The organism is Acidovorax sp. 69, from assembly GCF_002797445.1.
GTDB lineage: Bacteria > Pseudomonadota > Gammaproteobacteria > Burkholderiales > Burkholderiaceae_C > Acidovorax.
On record NZ_PGEP01000001.1, the window covers coordinates 1,467,385 to 1,488,094 of the forward strand.

At 64.4% G+C, this 20,710-nt stretch carries 16 protein-coding genes and 1 pseudogene; 11 read left to right on the top strand and 6 right to left on the bottom strand.

What is annotated here, in order from left to right; all coding sequences use genetic code 11:
- Positions 1–42 precede the first annotated feature (42 nt).
- From CLU85_RS06835 to CLU85_RS06845, 3 genes are all read left to right on the top strand, one after another.
- Positions 43–1,833: a methyl-accepting chemotaxis protein gene (locus tag CLU85_RS06835; protein ID WP_100409617.1), complete on the top strand. Its 1,791-nt coding sequence runs from the start codon at positions 43–45 to the stop codon at positions 1,831–1,833.
- A 456-nt stretch (positions 1,834–2,289) separates the two neighbouring features.
- Entirely contained in the window at positions 2,290–4,077 is a 1,788-nt protein-coding gene (locus CLU85_RS06840; protein WP_100409618.1) for a methyl-accepting chemotaxis protein, read from the top strand.
- Positions 4,078–4,206: 129 nt separating this feature from the next.
- Positions 4,207–4,431 carry a 4-oxalocrotonate tautomerase family protein gene (locus CLU85_RS06845; RefSeq protein ID WP_100412403.1) on the top strand — a complete coding sequence of 75 codons (225 nt, stop codon included), beginning with the start codon at positions 4,207–4,209 and terminating at the stop codon, positions 4,429–4,431.
- Positions 4,432–4,449: 18 nt separating this feature from the next.
- Here the strand turns inward: CLU85_RS06845 and recJ are convergent, their stop codons facing one another.
- A complete protein-coding gene (recJ, locus tag CLU85_RS06850; RefSeq protein ID WP_100409619.1) occupies positions 4,450–6,165 on the bottom strand; it encodes a single-stranded-DNA-specific exonuclease RecJ in 1,716 nt (571 codons plus the stop codon).
- Positions 6,162–7,118 carry a phosphoglycerate mutase gene (locus CLU85_RS06855; protein ID WP_100409620.1) on the bottom strand — a complete coding sequence of 319 codons (957 nt, stop codon included), beginning with the start codon at positions 7,116–7,118 and terminating at the stop codon, positions 6,162–6,164. The genes recJ and CLU85_RS06855 overlap by 4 nt, the downstream gene beginning before the upstream one ends.
- An 80-nt stretch (positions 7,119–7,198) precedes the next feature.
- Here CLU85_RS06855 and CLU85_RS06860 point away from each other — a divergent pair, with 80 nt between their 5' ends.
- A complete protein-coding gene (locus tag CLU85_RS06860; RefSeq protein WP_100409621.1) occupies positions 7,199–8,452 on the top strand; it encodes a lipoprotein-releasing ABC transporter permease subunit in 1,254 nt (417 codons plus the stop codon).
- Positions 8,445–9,146, top strand: a complete 702-nt coding sequence (lolD, locus tag CLU85_RS06865) for a lipoprotein-releasing ABC transporter ATP-binding protein LolD (RefSeq protein ID WP_100409622.1) — start codon at positions 8,445–8,447, stop codon at positions 9,144–9,146. The genes CLU85_RS06860 and lolD overlap by 8 nt, the downstream gene beginning before the upstream one ends.
- 863 nt (positions 9,147–10,009) lie before the next feature.
- Here the strand turns inward: lolD and CLU85_RS06870 are convergent.
- The 4 genes from CLU85_RS06870 to CLU85_RS06885 form a co-directional block, all read right to left on the bottom strand.
- Complete coding sequence (locus CLU85_RS06870; protein WP_100409623.1) at positions 10,010–11,056, bottom strand: VWA domain-containing protein; 1,047 nt, start codon at positions 11,054–11,056, stop codon at positions 10,010–10,012.
- A gap of 26 nt (positions 11,057–11,082) precedes the next feature.
- Complete coding sequence (locus CLU85_RS06875) at positions 11,083–12,120, bottom strand: DUF58 domain-containing protein (protein ID WP_100409624.1); 1,038 nt, start codon at positions 12,118–12,120, stop codon at positions 11,083–11,085.
- 9 nt (positions 12,121–12,129) lie between these two features.
- Positions 12,130–13,125, bottom strand: a complete 996-nt coding sequence (locus CLU85_RS06880; RefSeq protein WP_100409625.1) for a MoxR family ATPase — start codon at positions 13,123–13,125, stop codon at positions 12,130–12,132.
- Positions 13,126–13,295: 170 nt separating this feature from the next.
- Positions 13,296–14,243 (bottom strand): S1C family serine protease, encoded by a 948-nt coding sequence (locus CLU85_RS06885; RefSeq protein WP_100409626.1) that lies wholly within the window; start codon positions 14,241–14,243, stop codon positions 13,296–13,298.
- Positions 14,244–14,358: 115 nt separating this feature from the next.
- On the opposite strand from CLU85_RS06885, the gene CLU85_RS06890 reads away from it, so the two are divergent.
- The 6 genes and pseudogenes from CLU85_RS06890 (at position 14,359) to CLU85_RS06915 (ending at position 20,697) form a co-directional block, all read left to right on the top strand.
- A complete protein-coding gene (locus CLU85_RS06890; protein ID WP_100409627.1) occupies positions 14,359–15,180 on the top strand; it encodes a TatD family hydrolase in 822 nt (273 codons plus the stop codon).
- Between the two features lie 101 nt (positions 15,181–15,281).
- Positions 15,282–15,926, top strand: a complete 645-nt coding sequence (locus CLU85_RS06895; protein ID WP_100409628.1) for a DNA-deoxyinosine glycosylase — start codon at positions 15,282–15,284, stop codon at positions 15,924–15,926.
- 9 nt (positions 15,927–15,935) lie between these two features.
- Complete coding sequence (locus tag CLU85_RS06900) at positions 15,936–16,700, top strand: spermidine synthase (RefSeq protein ID WP_100409629.1); 765 nt, start codon at positions 15,936–15,938, stop codon at positions 16,698–16,700.
- 12 nt (positions 16,701–16,712) lie between these two features.
- Complete coding sequence (locus tag CLU85_RS06905; RefSeq protein WP_100409630.1) at positions 16,713–18,506, top strand: GspE/PulE family protein; 1,794 nt, start codon at positions 16,713–16,715, stop codon at positions 18,504–18,506.
- Positions 18,507–18,682: 176 nt separating this feature from the next.
- A complete protein-coding gene (locus tag CLU85_RS06910) occupies positions 18,683–19,171 on the top strand; it encodes a tripartite tricarboxylate transporter TctB family protein (RefSeq protein WP_100409631.1) in 489 nt (162 codons plus the stop codon).
- A gap of 15 nt (positions 19,172–19,186) precedes the next feature.
- A pseudogene (locus CLU85_RS06915) lies at positions 19,187–20,697 on the top strand (tripartite tricarboxylate transporter permease).
- The last annotated feature ends 13 nt before the right edge of the window (positions 20,698–20,710 follow it).

The following is a 20,710-nucleotide window of genomic DNA, read 5'->3' on the forward strand; positions in this document are numbered from 1 at the left end:
ACGCGGAGCACTCTGGCTTTCCGCAGAGCATCAGGAGCAACCATGAAATTCAACGACCTGCGCGTCGCCCACAAAATGTGGAGCGTCATCCTCGGTCTGCTGGCATTGATGCTGGTAGCCGCTATCTGGACCCAATGGTACGGTCGGCAGGTCACTGCCGCGACCGAAGAGTCCGTCAACAAGTACGAGTCCGCCATCACTACGGCGGTCAGTTGGCGAGGCTTGGCCGAAGTGGCCGTCACCATGTCGATGGCCGGTTTTGTCACGACCGACCAGGCCCTCAAAGCCGACTTTGATGAACGGGTCGCGGCGCTCACCGCACGCATCACCCCCGTGCAGGAAAAAATCAACAAGGCCTCCGTATCGGCCGATGACAAGGCCGCGCTGGCCCTGGTGGCGGCTGCGCGGGCCGATGTGCGTGGACAGTCCGACAAGCTCAAAGAGCTTACCGATGCGGGAGACGCTGCGGCCAAGCAGGCGTATCTGGCCAATGTGTACCGCCCGAAAGTCGTGGCGTACCTGGCATCCATCGACAAGTTCGTGGCGGCGCAGGAGCGCCAGCGTGACGAGGCTGTGCAGGCTGCGCGTGCGACGAGTGGCAGTCTGGTGCTGATCGGGGCAGCTGCGGCCATTGCCGTGGTGGTGCTGGGCATGCTGCTGGCAGCCATGCTGGTGCGCTCCATCACGCGCCCGCTGGACCGGGCCGTGGCGCTGGCCGAGGCCATATCGGCCGGAGATCTCACGCAGGACATCCACGACGACCGCAAGGACGAGCTGGGCCTGCTCACGCGGGCTTTGTCTGGCATGGCCACCCGCTTGCGGGCGGTCGTGAGCGAGGTTCGATCGGGAGTGGATTCGGTGTCGTCGGCGTCGGTGGAGATTGCCAACGGCAACCACGACCTGTCGGCCCGCACAGAGCAGACGGCCTCCAACCTGGAAGAAACAGCGGCCAGCATGGAACAACTCACGGCCACCGTGAGCCAATCGGCCGACACGGCCCGCCAGGCCAACCAACTGGCCGGTACGGCAGCCCAGGCAGCGGCACGTGGCGGTGAAGTGGTGGGCCAAGTGGTCACCAGCATGCAGCAGATCACCGACAGCAGCCGCAAGATCAACGACATCATCGGCGTGATCGACGGCATTGCCTTCCAGACCAACATCCTGGCGCTCAACGCCGCCGTGGAAGCCGCCCGGGCGGGTGAGCAGGGCCGGGGCTTTGCCGTGGTGGCCAGCGAAGTGCGCAGCCTGGCCGGGCGCAGCGCCGAAGCGGCCAAAGAGATCAAGACGCTGATCAGCGCCTCGGTGGAGAACGTCGAATCAGGCTCAGCGCAGGTGGCACAGGCCGGGCAAAGCATGCAAGAGATAGTGTCCAGCGTGCAGCGCGTGAGCGACCTTATCGGAGAGATCACGGCGTCCTCGACAGAGCAACGCGACGGCATAGCACAGGTGAACCAGGCGGTAACGCACCTGGATCAGATGACGCAGCAAAACGCGGCGCTGGTGGAGGAATCGACAGCGGCGGCGACCTCGATGCGCGACCAGGCGCAGAAACTTGCGGAAGTGGTGTCCATGTTCAACGTGGGAGCGGTGGCCACGCGTGCGCCAGCGGCGCCCAGGGCCGCACCTGTAAACACGGCTCCCCGCCCCTCCTTCAAAGTGGGAGGCGCTGCCCCCCGGTCCATTGGCACCAAGCCAGCGGCAAAAACGGCCAAGACGCCGCCCCCTGCCACGGCCCGCCTGTCATCGACGAGTGTTGCATCACCGGTTTCGGCTCCCACCCAGGCGCCGCGTGCTATGGCCAAGGGCGGTGACGATGATTGGGAGAGCTTCTGAATCGACGGTCACCGTCGTTCGATGCTTCTAAATAGATAGCAGCTAGCGCATGTTTTATAGGCGCTGGCGGTTGATTTGATCTTAATTTTTCTGAAGACGAAGGCCTCAAGCCGCAGTGCTTGCGGGCCTTCGCCATCTCTGCTTGGTATCTGTTGCTGAGCAATGCCTTTGGCTCACCAATACCCAAACGCCGAAATGTGTGCGGACTGGATTGTCGCGTTGTGTTGCCAGCCTTCGGCGTGATGGCGGCAGCGCGACGAAGTGCTGTTTCTGCCAGGGTTAATCCAGGGTTTTGACACCCGGTGGTGGTGGTCTGCGGGTTTCTCCCGGTGGGGGCGGCCGTGGCGATGCATTGGGCTGGCGTAGGCTATGGCTTGTTTTTGATGTAATCGAATGTTTCCGGCGGATGAATCGCCGAACATGAAGACATCACAGGTCCACGAGGAAAAAATAGCCATGCAATTTGACAATATTCGCGTTTCCCGCAAGCTGTGGGGCGCATTTCTGGGGCTGATGATCGGCATGCTGCTGCTGTCCGGGTTCGCGCAGAACCGGGCCAACTCCTCCATGTCTTCGGCGATGGATGCCGTGGTCGAAATTGAAGGGCGTATTTCGTCCGCCGTGCGCTGGCGGGGCGCTACCGAAACCGCTGTCACCATGGTCATGGGCGGCGCGGTGACCACCGATTCTGTGCTCGCCGAGCAGTATGGCGCCAAGGTCAAGGAGATCATTGGCAACATCAACAAGGTGCAGGAAAGCATCGTGGCATCGGCCACTGCACCGGAGGAGAAGGCATTGCTCGACAAGGTGCTAGAGGCGCGCAAGGCCGTGCTGGCGGCCACCGCCAAGACCTGGGAACTGAAGGGCGCCGGCGACGCCGTGGCCACCCAACGGTTTGCGGACGATGAATTCGCCCCGCTCGTCACCAAATACCTCAAGGCGCAGGACGACTTTGTGGCCGCGCTCGAAAAGCGCCGGGATGCCATCCGTGCCGACGCTTCGGCGCGCCGCATTGAATACGCGATCACGGGCATCGTCAGTTCGATAGCGTTGCTGGCGGTGGGGCTCTTTTTGGCCTGGAAGCTGGTGCATTCCATTACCGTGCCGCTGGACCAAGCGGTCGAGACCATCGATGCCATTGCTGCCGGTGACCTCACGCAGGAGTTGCAGTCCACCCGCAAGGATGAGTTTGGTCACATGCTGCGCTCACTGTCTGCCATGTCTGCGAGGCTGCGGGGTGTGGTGAGCGAGGTTCGATCGGGAGTGGATTCGGTGTCGTCGGCGTCGGTGGAGATTGCCAACGGCAACCACGACCTGTCGGCCCGCACAGAGCAGACGGCCTCCAACCTGGAAGAAACAGCGGCCAGCATGGAACAACTCACGGCCACCGTGAGCCAATCGGCCGACACGGCCCGCCAGGCCAACCAACTGGCCGGTACGGCAGCCCAGGCAGCGGCACGTGGCGGTGAAGTGGTGGGCCAAGTGGTCACCAGCATGCAGCAGATCACCGACAGCAGCCGCAAGATCAACGACATCATCGGCGTGATCGACGGCATTGCCTTCCAGACCAACATCCTGGCGCTCAACGCCGCCGTGGAAGCCGCCCGGGCGGGTGAGCAGGGCCGGGGCTTTGCCGTGGTGGCCAGCGAAGTGCGCAGCCTGGCCGGGCGCAGCGCCGAAGCGGCCAAAGAGATCAAGACGCTGATCAGCGCCTCGGTGGAGAACGTCGAATCAGGCTCAGCGCAGGTGGCACAGGCCGGGCAAAGCATGCAAGAGATAGTGTCCAGCGTGCAGCGCGTGAGCGACCTGATCGGAGAGATCACGGCGTCCTCGACAGAGCAACGCGACGGCATAGCACAGGTGAACCAGGCGGTAACGCACCTGGATCAGATGACGCAGCAAAACGCGGCGCTGGTGGAGGAATCGACAGCGGCGGCGACCTCGATGCGCGACCAGGCGCAGAAACTTGCGGAAGTGGTGTCCATGTTCAACGTGGGGGTGGTGGCCGCGCGTGCGCCAGCGGCGCCCAGGGCCGCACCTGCCAGTGCACCCCGGCCCGCGATGACAAAGGCCGCTACCAGCACCCTGCGTGTGGCTGCCGCCAAGCCCGCCAGCGCCAGGGCCGCGGTAGCGTCTCCCGCTGGGCGGTTGCCGCCTGCAAAGGCACCGGCCACCGCGCCATCGGCTGCACCCGCCACCAAGGTGGCGGCCCAAGGGGGCGATGACGATTGGGAGAGCTTCTAAACTGATAGCTGCCGGCGCTTTTCCATCAAGCGCTGGCGGCTGTTTCATGGAGCTGGCATTCCGGCCGATATGTCCAGCAAGGCAGCTTTGGCTGCCTTTTGCTTTGGTGCCCCACGAAAGGATTCTCTGATGCCCTTGGTCAACATCCGGCTTGCGCGCCGCGATCTGCCCACCACCGCAGCCCAGAAAGCTGCACTGATTGCCGGTGTCACCGCGCTCATGCAGCAGGTGCTGGACAAGCGTCCTGAAAGTGTCACCGTCATCATCGACGAGGTGGATCCCGAGAACTGGGGCCAGGGCGGCGAGCCGGTCACTGTGATCCGCCAGCGCAGCAAGGGCCCAGCCCAGGCCTGAGCGGGATCGGGCGTCGACTCAGATCTGAGCCCCTTCGACCAGAAACTGCACCTTGCGCTCGCCCTTCCACTCGTTCACATCGAGCCGGAAGGCCAGCAGCACGCGTGCGGGCAGTTGCTCGGTGTGGCCGAACCAGATCGCGTCCACCGGGCTGCCTTGGTGCAAGAGTTTGAGCGACAGGTGGTTCTTGGATTCGCCCACGAGCCGTTGGCTGAGCACCTGCACTTCTTCGCTGAACGTGGGTGGCAAAAAGCCCTGGCCCCAGACTTCGTGGTGCAAGGTGTCCACCATGTCGGCACGGCAGTATTCGGGGGCCAGGGGGCCGTCGGTTTCGATGCGGCGGGTGAGGGTGGCGGCGTCCAGCCATTCCTGCGCGACCTGGGCCAGCGCCTGCTCGAAGGTGTCGAAGGAATCAGCGTCCACCGTGCAGCCCGCTGCCATGGCGTGGCCGCCAAATTTGAGCAACACGCCGGGGTGGCGCTTGGCCACCAGGTCGAGCGCGTCGCGCAGGTGAAAGCCGGGGATGGAGCGGCCTGAGCCTTTGAGTTCATGCTCCTTGCCCGGCGCGCTGCTGGCCGCAAACACAAAGGTGGGCCGGTGCAGCTTGTCCTTGATGCGGCTGGCCACGATGCCGACCACGCCTTCGTGGAAGTCGGGGTCGAACACGCTGATGGCCGGGGGCGGCTCCTCGTCTTCCTGAAACAGGCTCTCGGCCATCAGCATGGCCTGGTCGCGCATGCCGCCTTCGATCTCGCGGCGCTCGCGGTTGATGCCGTCCAGCAGGCCCGCCAGCTCGGCGGCGCGGCCTGCGTCGTCGGTCAGCAGGCATTCAATGCCCAGCGTCATGTCGGCCAGACGCCCTGCGGCGTTGATGCGCGGGCCCAGGGCAAAGCCAAAGTCAAACGTGGTGGCCACGGGCGCCTTGCGGCCTGCGGCGTGGAACAGGGCGGCTACCCCGGCGGGCATCTGCCCTGCGCGGATGCGCTTCAAGCCCTGGGCGACCAGGCGGCGGTTGTTGGCGTCGAGCTTGACCACGTCGGCCACCGTGCCGAGTGCCACCAGCGTGAGCAGCGGGTCGAGCTTGGGTTGGGTGGACGCATCGAATATTCCGCGTGCCCGTAGCTCGGCCCGCAGCGCCAGCAGCACGTAAAACATCACGCCCACACCGGCCATGGACTTGCTCTCGAAGGTGCAGCCGGGCTGATTGGGGTTGACGATGGCATCGGCGGCAGGCAGCTCGGGGCCGGGCAGGTGGTGGTCGGTGACGAGCACTTGCAGGCCCAGGGCCTTGGCCTCGGCCACGCCGTCCACGCTGGCGATGCCGTTGTCCACGGTGATGAGCATGTCGGCGCCACGCTCGGCCACGCGGCGCGCGATGGGCGCAGTGAGGCCGTAGCCATCGGTCACGCGGTCGGGGACCAGGTAGTCCACGTTCTGGGCGCCCAGCAAACGCAAGCCACGCACGCCCACGGCGCAGGCCGTAGCGCCGTCGCAGTCGTAGTCGGCCACGATGACGAGGCGTTTGTTGGCGGCCATGGCGTCGGCCAGCAGGCGGGCGGCGGTGTCAATGCCTTTGAGCCCCGAAGGCGGCAGCAACCGGCTCAGGCCATCGTCCAGTTCATCCTGGGTGCGCACACCGCGTGCGGCGTACAGGCGGGCCAGCAGCGGATGCACACCGGCTTGCTCGAGCGTCCAGGCAGCACGGGGGGGAATGTCTCTTGCTATTATTTTCATAGCTTGTCGCGCAATTGCATAAAGCGCTGGGGCCTGAAAAGGCTTTGAAAATGCTGCGCCAGCGTGCGTGGCGCAGTGTGAAAGCCCAGCGCATTGCGCTCGCCACACAGCGTGAGTTGTACGGGCGCGCCGCCTTCGGATTGGCGCAGCAGATTGGCCACAGGGCCCGCGTCCAGCGCGGCCCAGGCGGCGGCCCAGGCGCGCCAGTCTTCGTTCAGCGCCGCGTCGCGCAGCGTGGTGGGCATGGTCGGTGCGCTGGTGGGTGATGGAGCGGGCGCGGGAAGGACGCCGGTGCCATGCACCCAGAACGAGTTGATCACGGGCAGCCCGGCGTCCGAACGCGCGTCGTTGAAGGCGTGGGTGTAGAGCAGCATCTGCATTTCGCTGTGCAGGCGGTGCAGGGTGCGCGCCGCTTTGGCATCGGGCATCCAGGCGCGCACATCGCGTTGCAGCACGCGCTCCAACGAGGCGGTGGCCAGCGTGGCAAACAGCGGGCTGCTGGCCAGCCAGCGCGTGGGCTGGTCGTAGTGCAGGGTGATGCCGTCTTCGGCAAACCAGGGCGACACGATGGCGAGCAGCGCGCGCGATGCGGCTTCGTCCAGGGCCAACTGTTCGGGGCCGCGCAGCGTGACATGGTCGGTGCTGACCTGCCATTGGCACGGCGTGACAAAGGCCCAGGCCTGGCTGTCGGTCGGCAGGCCCTGTTGTTGGCGATGCCCGGCGGCCCAGGGGATGCGGCCGTCCTCCACAGGCAAACCCAGCGCGCGCGCCAGGGCGCGTTCGTGGGGGGCCGAGAAGCTGGTTTCTTCGCCGCTGTCGGTGTGGTCGGGATGGGGGCTGAGCCGGGCCAGAAGCCGGTCCAGGTGGGGCAGGGCCAGGCCCTGCAAGGCTTGCTGGCATCCCTCGGAGGCGCTGGCAGCGTAAGGAATGAGCAAATGGGTGGTGTCCGACATGGGTCTATTGTCCGGGATGCCACAATCTGCCCGGCCCGGGGCGTGCATTTCGCACCATGCGGGCCCATCTTTCCTTATCCATGCAAATTCCCTACGAACTGGCCCTGGGCTGGCGCTACACGCGCGCCGGCCGCGCCACGCGGCGCAATGGTTTTATCTCGTTCATTTCGGGCGTGTCCATGCTGGGCATTGCGCTGGGTGTCGCGGCCCTGATCATCGTGTTGTCGGTGATGAACGGCTTTCAGAAGGATGTGCGCGACCGCATGCTCAGCGTGGTCTCGCACATCGAGATTTTTGCACCCCTGGGGGCCGCATTGCCCGACCCGGCGCTCACCCTGGCCGAGGCCAAAAAGAACCCGAATGTGATCGGGGCGGCGCCTTTTGTGTCGGCCCAGGCCCTGCTGGCGCGTGGCGAAGACATGAAGGGTGCGCTGGTGCGCGGCATTGATCCGGCCCTGGAAGGCGCGGTGACCGATCTGGCCGCCACCAATGAAAAAACGCTCAACCTGCTCGTACCCGGCGAATTCCGCGTGGTGCTGGGCGGCGAGCTGGCCCGGGCATTGGGCGTACGCGCTGGCGACGTGGTCACGTTGATCGCCCCCGCAGGCCAGGTCACGCCCGCCGGAGTGGTGCCGCGCCTCAAGCAGATGACGGTGGCGGGTACGTTCGACTCGGGCCACTACGAATACGACTCGGCCCTGGTGCTGCTGCACCATGAGGACGCGCAACGCATCTTCCGCCTGGAAGGCCCCACGGGCGTGCGGCTGAAGCTCAAGGACCTGCACCAGGCGCGTGAGGTGGCGCAAGAGCTGGCCCGCAGCCTGAGCGGACAGTTGCTGATTCGTGACTGGACGCAGCAAAACCGCACCTGGTTCGCCGCCGTGCAGCTCGAAAAACGCATGATGTTCATCATCCTCACGCTCATCGTGGCGGTGGCGGCGTTTAACCTGGTCTCCACCCTGGTGATGACGGTCACCGACAAGCGCGCCGACATCGCCATCCTGCGCACGCTGGGTGCCAGCCCCCAAAGCATCATGGGCATCTTTGTGGTGCAGGGCGCCATGGTGGGTGTCATTGGCACGCTGGTGGGCTTGTTGCTGGGCCTGGGCATCGCGTTCAACATCGACGTGATCGTGCCGGCCATCGAGCGCGCACTGAACGCGAGCTTTTTGCCCAAGGACATCTACCTCATCAGCAAGATGCCCAGCGAGCCGCAGAGCAGCGACATCGTGCCCATTGCGGTCATCTCGCTGGTGCTGGCTTTTGTGGCCACCCTGTACCCCAGCTGGCGCGCCAGCCGTGTGAACCCTGCCGAGGCGCTGCGTTATGAGTAACCCCACCCCCCATACCAACCACCACCCGGTGGTGCTGGAGGCCAAGGGCCTGACCAAACGCTTTACCGAAGGCCGCCTGGATGTGACCGTGCTCAAGGGCGTGGACCTGCAGATCCATGCGGGCGAAACGCTGGCGATCGTGGGCGCCTCGGGCTCGGGCAAGAGCACCTTGCTGCACCTGCTGGGCGGGCTGGACGCGCCCACGGCGGGCACGGTGCGCCTCAAGGGCGAGGAGATGTCTTCGCTGTCAGCAGAGCGCCAGGGGCAGTTGCGCAACCAGCACCTGGGGTTTATCTACCAGTTCCACCACCTGCTGCCGGAGTTCAGTGCGCTGGACAACGTGGCCATGCCGCTGCGCATCCGGCGCCTGCCGTTGGCCCAGTGCCATGCGGAGGCGGAGCGGGTGCTGGCGTCGGTCGGTTTGAAGGAGCGGCTGATGCACCGGCCGGCCGAGCTGTCGGGTGGTGAGCGTCAGCGGGTGGCCATTGCGCGGGCCTTGGTGACGCGGCCTGCGTGTGTGCTGGCCGACGAGCCAACCGGCAATCTTGACCGAAGCACGGCGGATGGGGTGTTCGACCTGATGCTGCAGCTGGCGCGGGACCAGGGCACGGCGTTTGTGATGGTCACGCACGATGAGTCGCTGGCGGCGCGGTGTGATCGGATGGTGAGGCTGGTGTCTGGGGTTTTGGGGTGATTCTGGCTGGATGCGCTAGGGGGATATGCGCTGGCAGCTATGCTTTTTGAATCACTCTCCCTCCGTGCAAAGAGCTGTTTGCCTGATTAACGGCATGCCTTGATGAAGGGCGGAGGCCGGGAGTCGCCCGGCATGCGAGGTACTTTTCTTTGCTTCGCCAAAGAAAAGTACCCAAAAGAAAGGCGACCCCCAGTCTGCGACCCCTGCGCTTCGCTACGGGGCAAACCTGCGGCGGGGCGGTTGCGGGGTGCGCCGTGGAACTCACTGCGCTGCGTTGCAGCTTCGTTCAGACAGCCACGGCGAGTCAGTTCACGAGGCATGGACGCTTCGACGCCCATGCTCACCCCACAACCGCCCCGCCGCAGACGCAGCCAGCAGGGGTGGGACCGCCGAACAGCCAAACACCCGGACATCCATTCGTGCCATCGCTGCGCTCGGCCCAGGCTGCGCAGCGCGTGGCGCTTGCGCCCGCGAGAGAGGCCGAGCGAAGCAAAGGCCCGGGCGGATGTTCTGCTCCCCGTGCCCCTCTGGATGCGCCGAGGAGCGCAGGGTTTGGCGGATCAGGGCTCGCGATTGTCTGAGCGAAGTGAAACGGAGCGAGTTCGAGCGAGACCCCGTCAAACCCGAGCACCGCAGGTTGCCCCGGAGCGAAGCGCAGGGGACGCAGACAGTGGGGTCGCCCTTTCTTTGGTTCCTTTCTTTCGGCGACGCGAAAGAAAGGGACTCGCATGCCGGGCGACTCCCGGCCTCCGCCCTCAACAAAGGCATGCGGCTCAGTCAGCACACGCAACCAAACACTACAAAATCAATAGCTACCAGCGCATATCCCACTAGCGCATACAGCCAAAATCACCAGAAAAAGATCACATCACCCGCCCATACCACCACACCGACAACCCCGCCGCCACCAACGCCAGCACCGCCCCCAACAACGCCAGCAAAGAAGAAATCTCCGTCTCCTTCTTCTCCACCGTGAGTCGCGAGCTCAGGGTCTCGTACACCTTCTTCAGGTCCGCCGCCGTGGCCGCATGAAAGTACTCGGCATTGGTCCGCGCGGCCACGGCCTTCAGGGTTTCTTCGTCCAGCCGCACGCGCATCGACCAGCCCTCAAACCCAATGGTTTCGCCCTGCACCGTACCCACCCCCACCGTGTACACCCGCACCCCCCGGTCGGCCGCCCACTTGGCGGCTTCCAGCGGGTCCACGCCCGTGGTGCGCTGGCCGTCGGTCAGCATGATGATGGCGGCCGAGTTGTAGGAGCCAGGCGCCACAGGCGTGAAGGTCTTGGCCGGGTCCTGCTGCTTGCCCAGATCGTCGATGGGCTTAGGGCGCATGGCCTGGCGGCCGCCCAGGGCGGCGATGTCGATGCCAGCGTCGGGGAAGATGGTGGCCAGCGACAGCATGATGCCGTTGCCCGTGGCGGTGCCGCGCTGCAGCTGAAAGCTGTCGATGGCTTTCACCAGGTCTTCACGACTCTGGGTGGGCAGCTGGGCCAGTTGCGCGCTGCCGGCAAAGGCCACGATGCCCACCCGCACGTGGCGCGGCAGGTCGGCGATGAAGGCCTTGGCGGCGTTCTGGGCGGCGGTGATGCGGTCGGGCTCCACGTCGGCAGCGCGCATGCTGCCCGACACGTCCATGGCCAGCATGATGGTTTGGTCCTGCGAGGGCAGGGTGATGATGGCCAACGGGCGGGCTGCCGCCAGCAACAGCGCCACCAGCGCCAGCAGGAACAGCGCGGGCGGGATGTGGCGGCGCAGGTGCTGGCCGGGGCCCATGGCCTCGCGCACCAGGGACAGGCTGGAGTAGCTGAGCGCCGTTTTCTTGCGCCGGTGCAGCAGCCACCAGTACAGCAGTACCAAGAGGGGCACAGCCAGCAACAGCCAGAGCAGGGTGGGCCAGAGAAAAACCATGGTGTATGTCCTTGGTGGCTTGGGGGTCAGGCGGCGGCTTGTGTGGCGGCTCCTGCCGACTTGGAAGGGTTGCGCGGCCTCCGTACGCGGCGTTTTCGCAGGTCCATGAAACGCAGTAGGGCATCGACCAGGTCATCGTCGGTGCACAGCTCCAGAGTGTCGGCTCCAGCCCGTGTCAGCCCCTCACGCAGCACGGCTTCGCGCTCGGCAGCCAGGCGGGCAAAGCGGCGACGAAAGCCTGCGTCGTGGGTGTCTACCTGCAGTTGCTCGCCGCTTTCGGCGTCGCGCAGCGTGACCAGGCCTACGTCGGGCAGATCCAGCTCCAAGGGGTCCAGCAAACGCACGGCCACGACATCGTGGCGCTGTGCGAGCTGAGCCAGGGGTTTCTCCCAGCCGGGGGCGCTGATGAAGTCGGACACCACAAACACCGTCGAGCGCCGACGCAGATTGGCCAGGCCGGTCTGAAGCAATAGATGCAGTTCGGTGGCGCCGGTGCGTTGCTTTTTGGGGGCACTGGGTGCCGTGATGCGGGCGGGGGGTGACGACAGCCGATGCACCAGATGCAGGACATGGGCGCGGCTACTGCGCGGGGGCAGCACGGTGTCTACCGCGCGAACGGCCGTATCGCCTGCGCCGTAAAGCATGGCACCCACGCGGTTACCGTGGCGCGTGAGCAGGCGCGAGAGCACGGCCACAAAGCCGGTCAGGATGTCGCGTTTGGTGTGGCCTGCGGGGCCGAAGTCGATGGACGGGCTCAGGTCCAGCAGGAACCAGGCTGACATTTCGCGGTCTTCGGTGAACACGCGCACATGGGGGGTGTTCAGCCGTGCGGTCACGTTCCAGTCGATGTGGCGCACATCGTCGTGGGGCTGGTACTCGCGCAGATCGGCCAGGTCGAGGCCACTGCCGCGCATCAGCGTGCGGTAGTCGCCCTGCAACAGGCCGTCCAGGCGGCGGATCACCTTCCATTCCAGTTCGCGCAGCAACCGGTCTGCCTGTCCGGGCAGGGTGGGCAGGATGTGGACTGTGGCCGACGAAGAGGTTTCAGGCGGCTTCTTGCTCATGGTGAGGGCTCAAGCTGCTTTTTGCTCGTGGTGCAACGGCCGCGCAGGGGCGGGGATCTTCGCCATGATGCGCCGGATGAGCGCGTCGGCGTCCAGCCCTTCGGACAGCGCCTCGTACGACAGTGCGACACGGTGGCGCAGCACATCGGCGGCCAGGTCGGTCATGTCCTCGGGCAGCACGTAGTTGCGCCCGCGCAGCATGGCCAGGGCCTGGGCGCCCTCGGCCAGGGCGATGGTGGCGCGTGGGCTAGCACCGCAGCTGATGTAGCTGGCAAGGTCTTTCAGGCCATGCCGCGCGGGCTCGCGGGTGGCGGCCACCAGCTTCACGGCGTACTGCAGCATCGATGGGTCCACATACACCGTGCGGCATTCGGCCTGCAACGCCGCCAGCTGCGCCGTGGTGGCCACGGGCAGCACCTGCACGGGCAGGTCGAGCGCACGCTGGGCGATGACAAATTCTTCTTCCTCCGTGGGGTAGCCCAGCAGCACCTTCATCATGAAGCGGTCCACCTGCGCTTCGGGCAGCGCGTAGGTGCCTTCGGTCTCGATGGGGTTCTGCGTGGCCATCACCAGGAAGGGCTCGGGCACCTTGTGGGTCTCGCCCGCAATGGTCACCTGTCGCTCCTGCATCACTTCGAGCAGCGCGCTCTGCACCTTGGCGGGGGCGCGGTTGATTTCGTCGGCCAGCAGCAGGTGGGTGAACACCGGGCCGAGCGTGGTGCTGAACTCGCCGGTCTTCTGGTTGTACATGCGCGTGCCCACGAGGTCAGCGGGCACCAGGTCGGGCGTGAACTGGATGCGCTTGAAGCTGCCCTGGATGGTGCTGGCCAGCGTCTTCACCGTGAGAGTCTTGGCCAGGCCCGGAACGCCTTCGACCAGCAGGTGCCCCTGGGCGAGGATGGCGACCATGACGCGCTCCAAAAAGCGGTCTTGCCCGACCACCACGCGTTTGACTTCATAGAGCACCTGTTCCATCAGTGTGGCGGTGTTGGGTGTCGCTTCCATGGGTTTCCTTTCTTGTCAGTGATCAACAATGCGGCGAGCTCTGCGCGGCCCACGATACCGGCGCGGCCCAGACCAGTGCATCCGTGGGACTGGCTTGGCCAGGCCACCGGGTGCGTCCTCCTCTCAGGGGAGTAGGGGAGGGCGCAAAACGGTTCAGGGGGCGTGTCATGCTAGAACGGGGGCATGCCCACGGCAGCCGCTGCGTTTTCGATGGGCACCGCAAAACCGATGCCGATGAAGGTGCGCGCCGGTGTGGGGTTGAGGATGGCCGTGACGATGCCCACCACCTCGCCATCCAGTGTGACCAGCGGGCCACCCGAGTTGCCGGGGTTGGCGGCGGCGTCGAACTGGATGAGGTTGCTCAGTTGGCGCTTGCCCTCGGGCGATGTGAACTCGCGCCCCAGGCCCGACACCACACCGGCCGATGCCGAAGGGCCAATGCCGAAAGGGAATCCTATGGCCACAACATGGTCGCCCGGGCGCAGGTTCTGCGTGGAGCGCAGGGTGGCGGCTTCCAGGTCATCAGGCACCTTGTGGGCCTGCAAAACGGCCAAGTCGTTCTCAGGCTGCGCGCCGGTGACGCTGGCCGTGGTCTCCAGTCCATCATGGAAGGTGATGCCAATCCGATCGGCTCCCGCCACTACATGCAGGTTGGTCAGGATGATGCCCTTGTCCACAATCACCACGCCCGTGCCGATACCGCGCTCGATGTCTTCCTTGCCGTTTTTGCTGCGGCTATAGCCCACCACGCGCACCACGGAAGGCCCGATGCTCTCCACGGCGCGTGCAGCGGCGGACGGTGGCGTGGTGGTTTCCAGTGTGCGCAGCACGGCGGCGTCGATGTCATCCTGGGTGATCTGGCGCCCGGCCGTGTGGTGACGTTGCCAGGCACTGGCCACAAGCAGCGCCGCCAGCAGCAGCACGACGGCCCACAACACGCGCAGCTGGCGCTTGAACGTGGGAATGTGGGGCACAGGAGTCGCTGCCGCTGAAGCGGCCAACAGCGGTGGCTCGGCGCTGTTGGGGGGCGGGGTGACGGGCGCAGTTGCCTCGGTGGTCGCCGCTGCAGGGAGGCTGCGGGCGGCGCGAGAGCTGCTGTAGAGGGCGGGCCGGGGCATCCTGTCACCTTTGCTCGTACACGCCAGGGGCTGGCGCACGCAAATGACGGTAGCACGGTTTTCCTGCCAATGCACACGCAGGGCTACACGGACGCTGATCGGGCATCATCCGCGCATGACTGCCTGGATCGACACCCACTGCCACCTTGATGCGCCTGAATTTGATGCCGACCGCTGTGTGGTGCGCAGCCAGGCTGCAGCGCTGGGAGTGGCGCACTGCGTGATTCCAGCCGTGGAGCGCAGCAACTGGGACACTGTCCGCCTGCTGGCGCACCAGCATGGGGACAGCTACGCGCTGGGCGTCCATCCGCTCTATACCGGGCGGGCGGAGGTCGGTGATGTGGATTTTCTGGCGCAGGTGCTGCAGCAGCACCATGCCGACCCCCGTTTGGTGGCCATCGGAGAGATAGGGCTCGACTACTTTGTTCCGGGCCTCGACCCCGAGCGGCAGGAGTGGTTTTACCGGGCCCAGCTGCAACTGGCGCGCCGCTTTGATCTGCCGGTGATCCTGCATGTGCGCCGCTCGGCCGACAGGCTGCTCAAAGGGCTGCGCGATCTGCCCGTGCAGGGCGGCATCGCGCATGCGTTCAATGGCAGCCTGCAGCAAGCGCGGGCGTTCATTGCGCTGGGGTTCAAGCTCGGCTTCGGTGGTGCCGTGACGTATGACCGCGCGTTGCAATTGCGGCGCCTGGCCGCCGAGCTGCCCGTTGAAGCCCTGGTCATGGAAACCGACGCACCCGACATTCCTCCCCATTGGCTTTACGCCACTGCCGCACAGCGTGAGCAGGGCCTGCCCCAGGGGCGCAACACCCCTGCAGAGCTGCCTCGTATTGCCGCTGTGGTGGCCCAATTGCGCGGTCAGTCGTTGCAGGCATGGGCGGAGAGCACCACCGCCAATGCCATGGCGGCGCTTCCCCGTTTGAAGGGGTTGATTTAGGAGTTATTTGGGAGATTTGCGCTGTTTGGCCAAGGATTCGCAGCTATCTTTTTTTATGGGCCTCGGAGGGCGTGCCTGCGGTTTCGGTCCAGAATTGAAAGATGCCTGAAGCCAATACTCCAGCGGGGACTCTCCCGGCGCCTGAAACCGGCGCCAGTGGGCGGCCGGTGCGCTGGTACGGCTTGCCCCCGGTGGCCTCTGCGCAGACCGTGGTGCTGATACTGGGCAGTTTCCCGGGTGCAGCTTCTCTGCGCGCACGCCAGTACTACGCGCACCCCCAAAATCAGTTCTGGAAAATTTTGCAGGCCCTGTGGCCGCAGCATCCCTTGCCGTGCGCCGGGTCCGATGGATACCTGGCCCGGTGCGAATGGCTGTTGGCGCGTGGCCTGGGCCTGTGGGACGTCTACGAGAGCTGCGAGCGTGAGGGCAGCCTGGACACCAGCATCCGCAACGCCCGTCTCAATGACTTTGCCCGGTTGCATGGCCATTGCCCCCGGTTGGCGGCGGTGGCCCACAACGGCGGCGAGAGTTTCAAGCATGCCGGCGTGGTGCTGGGCAACCTGAATCTGCCGCTCCAGCCTTCCCTGTTGACGCATGATGCGAGCGGGACAGGGAGAGGAGCATTCCATTCAGAGCCTATCGAGGCGGTGCGGCTGCCATCGACAAGTCCGGCCAATGCCTCCTGGAGCTTTGACCGTAAATTGGTGGACTGGGCGGCGCTGATGTCGGCCCATCACCTGCTTTGACTGCATTGAATGACACGCAAAAAAGAAAAATCCCAAGAACTCCCCGAAGTCAGTGTGTCTGACGACACCGAGGTGCGCCACCTGCACCTGGGAACGCCCTGGATTCAGGGCTCCATGCGCATTGCCGAGCCCTTTGCCTTGGAATTGGAATACGTGCAGCGCATGATGGCCTGGCTGTTGTTTGCCGACCTTGCGCAGGTGTCCAAGGGGCACGCGATGCAGTTGGGTCTGGGGGCCGGCGCCATTACCAAGTTCTGCCACAAGAAACTGCGCATCTGCACCACGGCCATTGAGTTGAATCCACAGGTGCTGGCGGTATGTCGGCAATGGTTCAAGTTGCCGCCCGATGGCCCCAAACTGCGGGTGGTTCTGGCCGATGCAGCGCAGGAAATCAAGAACCCCATGTGGCTAGGCACCGTCGATGCGCTGGCGGTGGACCTGTATGACCACGAAGCAGCGGCACCCGTGCTGGACAGCCCGGACTTTTACGCCGATTGCCGCGCGCTGTTGACCGAGACAGGCAGCATGACGGTGAATTTGTTCGGTCGGGCATCGAGTTTTGACCGCAGCCTCAAAAGCATGGCGCAGGCGTTTGGCGATGACGCGCTCTGGGCGTTCAAGCCCACGCGCGAAGGCAATACCGTGGTGCTGGCGCAGCGCACACCCACAAGACCCAAACGCGCAGAACTGGCCGAGCGGGCCGAGGCGATCCAGGCGCGTTGGGATCTGCCCACCACCAAATGGCTGCGGGTGTTCAAACCGGTGGCGCCCTGAAAGGTTTTTGACATGAGTGCTTCTGTGGATATCCCTGGCCGCGTGAAAGCGCCCCCCCATATCGGCCCCGTGGACTGGCGCCGCATGGTGCAGTGGCTCAGTGATGACAAGGTCATCTCGCGTGAAGAGGCTCAGCGCACCATCGCCCGTTGCTCGCAGGCGGAAAGTTCCCAGCACGCGCTGGTGCGGCTGGCCAGCGTGGCCATGGAGCGCGCTGCCGATGGCAAGCCGCTCGACATTGAGGCGCTGTCCGAGTACCTGGCCACGCGGGCCGGGTTGGCCTATTTGCGCATCGACCCGCTCAAGGTGGATGTGGGCCGCGTGGCCGACACCATGAGCGCCACGTACGCCGAGCGGCACAAGGTGCTGCCGGTGCAGGTAACGGCCAAAGAGGTGGTAGTGGCCACGGCCGAGCCCTTCATTGATGACTGGGTGGCCGAGGTAGAGCGCCAGTCGCGCCGTACGGTGCGCCGCGTGGTGGCCAACCCGCAGGACATCCACCGTTTTACGGCGGAATTTTTTGCGCTGGCCAAGTCGGTGCGCGCGGCGCAGAAGGCAGGAGGCAACTCGGGCGGTAGCAGCTTCGAGCAGCTGGTGGAGCTGGGCAAAAGCAACAAGCAGCTCGATGCCAATGATCAAGGCGTGGTCAAGGTGGTGGACTGGCTGTGGCAGTACGCGTTTGATCAGCGCGCGAGCGATATCCACCTCGAGCCACGCCGAGAGCAGGGCGTGATCCGGTTTCGCATCGATGGCGTGCTGCATCCCGTTTATCAGATGCCCATGGGTGTGCACAACGCCATGGTGGCGCGGATCAAGCTGCTGGGCCGCATCGATGTGGTGGAAAAGCGCCGCCCGCAAGACGGCCGCATCAAGACGCGCAACCAGCGTGGCGAAGAGGTGGAAATGCGCCTGTCCACGTTGCCCACCGCGTTTGGCGAGAAGATGGTGATGCGCATCTTTGACCCCGACAACGCGGTCAAGGACCTCGATGCCCTGGGCTTTGCGCAGCACGATGCGCAGCGCTGGGAGGCGTTGGTCAAGCGCCCGCACGGCATCATCCTGGTGACGGGGCCCACGGGTTCGGGCAAGACCACCACGCTGTACTCCACGCTCAAGCGCGTGGCGACCGAAGAGGTCAATGTGAGCACGGTAGAGGACCCGATCGAAATGATCGAGCCGAGCTTCAACCAGACCCAGGTGCAGCCGCAGCTCGATTTCAACTTTGCCGAAGGCCTGCGCGCCCTGATGCGACAGGACCCGGACATCATCATGGTGGGCGAAATCCGCGACCTGGAAACCGCCGAGATGGCCATCCAGGCGGCGCTGACGGGCCACCTGGTGTTCTCCACACTTCACACCAACGATGCGCCCAGCGCCATCACCCGCATGATGGAGTTGGGTGTGCCTTCGTATCTGCTCAACGCCACCCTGCTCGGTGTGCTGGCCCAGCGGTTGGTGCGTACGCTGTGCAAGCAGTGCAAGCAAAAGGACGAGGCGGCGAGCCGCGATGCGTTGGCGGAAGTGGTCAAGCCCTGGAAAATCAATGGCAGCTACCACCCCTACAAACCCGTTGGCTGCGTGGATTGCCGCATGGGCGGCTTTCGGGGGCGCATGGGTTTGTATGAGTTGCTCACGGTGAGTGAAGCGCTCAAGGACAAAATCACCCAGGCTCCTTCCATCGACACGCTGCGCCGTCAGGCTGTGCAGGACGGCATGCGCCCTTTGCGTCTGGCGGGCGCGCTGCGGGTGGCTGAGGGGCTGACCACCATGGAAGAGGTGATCGCGGCTACGCCACCTCTGGAGTGATGGCCCAGGAGGGGCTTCTACTTTGGTGTGTGTGCAGTCATTGCAGTCTGTTGAGTGGCTCTCATGCCGCTTGGAAAGACAATCAGGCGTTACCGGATGTAGGTGGAATCCACATCCGCGAGCGCTTCGGTTGACCCCACAATCGCGCAGTCGAGATTCCGTCAAGGAGACAATTCGTGAATATCAAGAGTCAAAAAGACTTCTTTGCCGGCCTCATGTTCATGGGGGTTGGTGTGGCGTTTGCGTGGGGTGCAACCACGTACAACGTAGGTAACGGTGCCCGCATGGGCCCGGGCTATTTCCCGCTGCTGCTGGGTATCTTGCTTGCCATCATTGGCAGCGTGATCACCTTCAAGGCCACTACGGTGGAAACGCAAGACGGGGACAAGATCGGAAAGTGGGCCTGGAAGCCGCTGTTCTTCATCTTGGCCGCCAACTTTGCCTTCGGCATTTTGCTGGGGGGCCTGCCGAGCATGGGCATCCCGGCGATGGGCCTGATCGTGGGCATTTATGCACTGACCTTCATTTCCAGCCTGGCTGGCAATGAGTTCAATGCCAAAGCCGTGTTCGTTCTTTCCACGGTGCTTGCCATTGGCAGTTATGTGGCATTTGTCTGGGCGCTCAAGCTGCAGTTCCCTGTGTGGCCGAGTTTCATCACGGGTTAAGCAGGAGCACCGACCATGGATCTTATTAATAACCTCTCGTTGGGTTTTGGTGTTGCGTTCACCTTCCAGAACCTGATTTACTGTTTTGTGGGCTGTTTGCTGGGCACGCTGATTGGCGTGCTCCCTGGCATTGGCCCCGTGGCGACCATCGCCATGCTGTTGCCCGCCACCTACGCGCTGCCCCCGTGGCTGCGCTGATCATGTTGGCTGGTATTTACTACGGCGCCCAGTACGGTGGTTCGACCACCGCCATTCTGGTGAATCTCCCCGGCGAGTCTTCGTCGGTGGTGACCGTGATTGACGGCTATCAGATGGCACGCAAAGGGCGAGCGGGGCCGGCGCTGGCGGCTGCTGGACTGGGGTCGTTCTTCGCGGGTTGCGTGGGTACGCTGATCCTGGCGGCCTTTGCGCCCCCGCTGACCGAAGTGGCTTTCAAGTTCGGCCCTGCCGAATACTTCTCGCTGATGATTTTGGGCCTGATTGGTGCCGTGGTGCTGGCTTCGGGCTCGCTGCTCAAGGCGGTGGCCATGATCGTGCTGGGGCTGCTCATGGGCCTGGTGGGTACTGACGTGAACTCGGGTGTCGCCCGTTTCAGCTTCGACATTCCTGAACTGACCGACGGCATTGGTTTTGTGACCATCGCCATGGGCGTGTTCGGCTACGGTGAAATCATCGCCAACCTCTCGCGTCCCGACGACGAACGTGAAGTGTTCACCGCCAAGGTGGAAGGCCTGTTCCCCACCAAGGAGGACTTCAAGCGCATGATTCCCGCAGTGCTGCGCGGTACCGCCTTGGGTTCTGCCCTGGGTATCTTGCCCGGCGGTGGTGCTCTGCTGGCCGCCTTCGCAGCCTACACGCTGGAAAAGAAAACGAAGCTCAAGCCAGGCGAAGTGCCTTTCGGCCAAGGCAACATCCGTGGTGTGGCGTCTCCTGAAGCTGCCAACAACGCTGGTGCGCAAACCTCGTTCATTCCGCTGCTGACGCTGGGTATTCCCCCGAACGCGGTGATGGCGCTGATGGTGGGCGCGATGACCATCCACAACATCCAGCCTGGCCCTCAGGTGATGACGAGCAACCCGGAGCTGTTCTGGGGCCTGATCGCGTCGATGTGGATTGGCAACGCCATGTTGATCATTCTGAACCTGCCGCTGATCGGCATCTGGATCAAGCTGCTGACCGTGCCTTACCGCTGGTTGTACCCGTCCATCGTGTTGTTCTGTGCCGTTGGCGTGTACTCCACGAACAACAACACCTTTGACATCTGGATGGTGGGTGCGTTTGGCCTGATTGGCTACATCTTCCACAAGCTGGGCACCGAGCCAGCGCCTCTGCTGCTGGGCTTCATTCTGGGCCCGATGATGGAAGAAAATCTGCGCCGTGCCCTGTTGCTGTCCCGCGGTGACTGGAGCGTGTTTGTCACCCGTCCGCTATCGGCCGGCCTGCTGGCAGCGGCTGCTCTGCTGCTCATCATCGTGCTGCTGCCCTCGGTGAAGAACAAGCGCGAAGAAGCGTTCGTGGAAGACTGATCGCTATCGGGTT

What these genes read in the sequence shown, in the direction of transcription:
- CLU85_RS06900 (WP_100409629.1), top strand. Translation starts at nt 15,936, where the DNA reads ATGACACGCAAAAAAGAAAAATCCCAAGAACTCCCCGAAGTCAGTGTG.
- CLU85_RS06875 (WP_100409624.1), bottom strand. Translation starts at nt 12,120, where the DNA reads ATGAGCAAGAAGCCGCCTGAAACCTCTTCGTCGGCCACAGTCCACATC.
- CLU85_RS06870 (WP_100409623.1), bottom strand. Translation starts at nt 11,056, where the DNA reads ATGGTTTTTCTCTGGCCCACCCTGCTCTGGCTGTTGCTGGCTGTGCCC.
- recJ (WP_100409619.1), bottom strand. Translation starts at nt 6,165, where the DNA reads ATGAAAATAATAGCAAGAGACATTCCCCCCCGTGCTGCCTGGACGCTC.
- lolD (WP_100409622.1), top strand. Translation starts at nt 8,445, where the DNA reads ATGAGTAACCCCACCCCCCATACCAACCACCACCCGGTGGTGCTGGAG.
- CLU85_RS06840 (WP_100409618.1), top strand. Translation starts at nt 2,290, where the DNA reads ATGCAATTTGACAATATTCGCGTTTCCCGCAAGCTGTGGGGCGCATTT.
- CLU85_RS06895 (WP_100409628.1), top strand. Translation starts at nt 15,282, where the DNA reads ATGCCTGAAGCCAATACTCCAGCGGGGACTCTCCCGGCGCCTGAAACC.
- CLU85_RS06890 (WP_100409627.1), top strand. Translation starts at nt 14,359, where the DNA reads ATGACTGCCTGGATCGACACCCACTGCCACCTTGATGCGCCTGAATTT.
- CLU85_RS06845 (WP_100412403.1), top strand. Translation starts at nt 4,207, where the DNA reads ATGCCCTTGGTCAACATCCGGCTTGCGCGCCGCGATCTGCCCACCACC.
- CLU85_RS06905 (WP_100409630.1), top strand. Translation starts at nt 16,713, where the DNA reads ATGAGTGCTTCTGTGGATATCCCTGGCCGCGTGAAAGCGCCCCCCCAT.
- CLU85_RS06855 (WP_100409620.1), bottom strand. Translation starts at nt 7,118, where the DNA reads ATGTCGGACACCACCCATTTGCTCATTCCTTACGCTGCCAGCGCCTCC.
- CLU85_RS06860 (WP_100409621.1), top strand. Translation starts at nt 7,199, where the DNA reads ATGCAAATTCCCTACGAACTGGCCCTGGGCTGGCGCTACACGCGCGCC.
- CLU85_RS06880 (WP_100409625.1), bottom strand. Translation starts at nt 13,125, where the DNA reads ATGGAAGCGACACCCAACACCGCCACACTGATGGAACAGGTGCTCTAT.
- CLU85_RS06885 (WP_100409626.1), bottom strand. Translation starts at nt 14,243, where the DNA reads ATGCCCCGGCCCGCCCTCTACAGCAGCTCTCGCGCCGCCCGCAGCCTC.
- CLU85_RS06835 (WP_100409617.1), top strand. Translation starts at nt 43, where the DNA reads ATGAAATTCAACGACCTGCGCGTCGCCCACAAAATGTGGAGCGTCATC.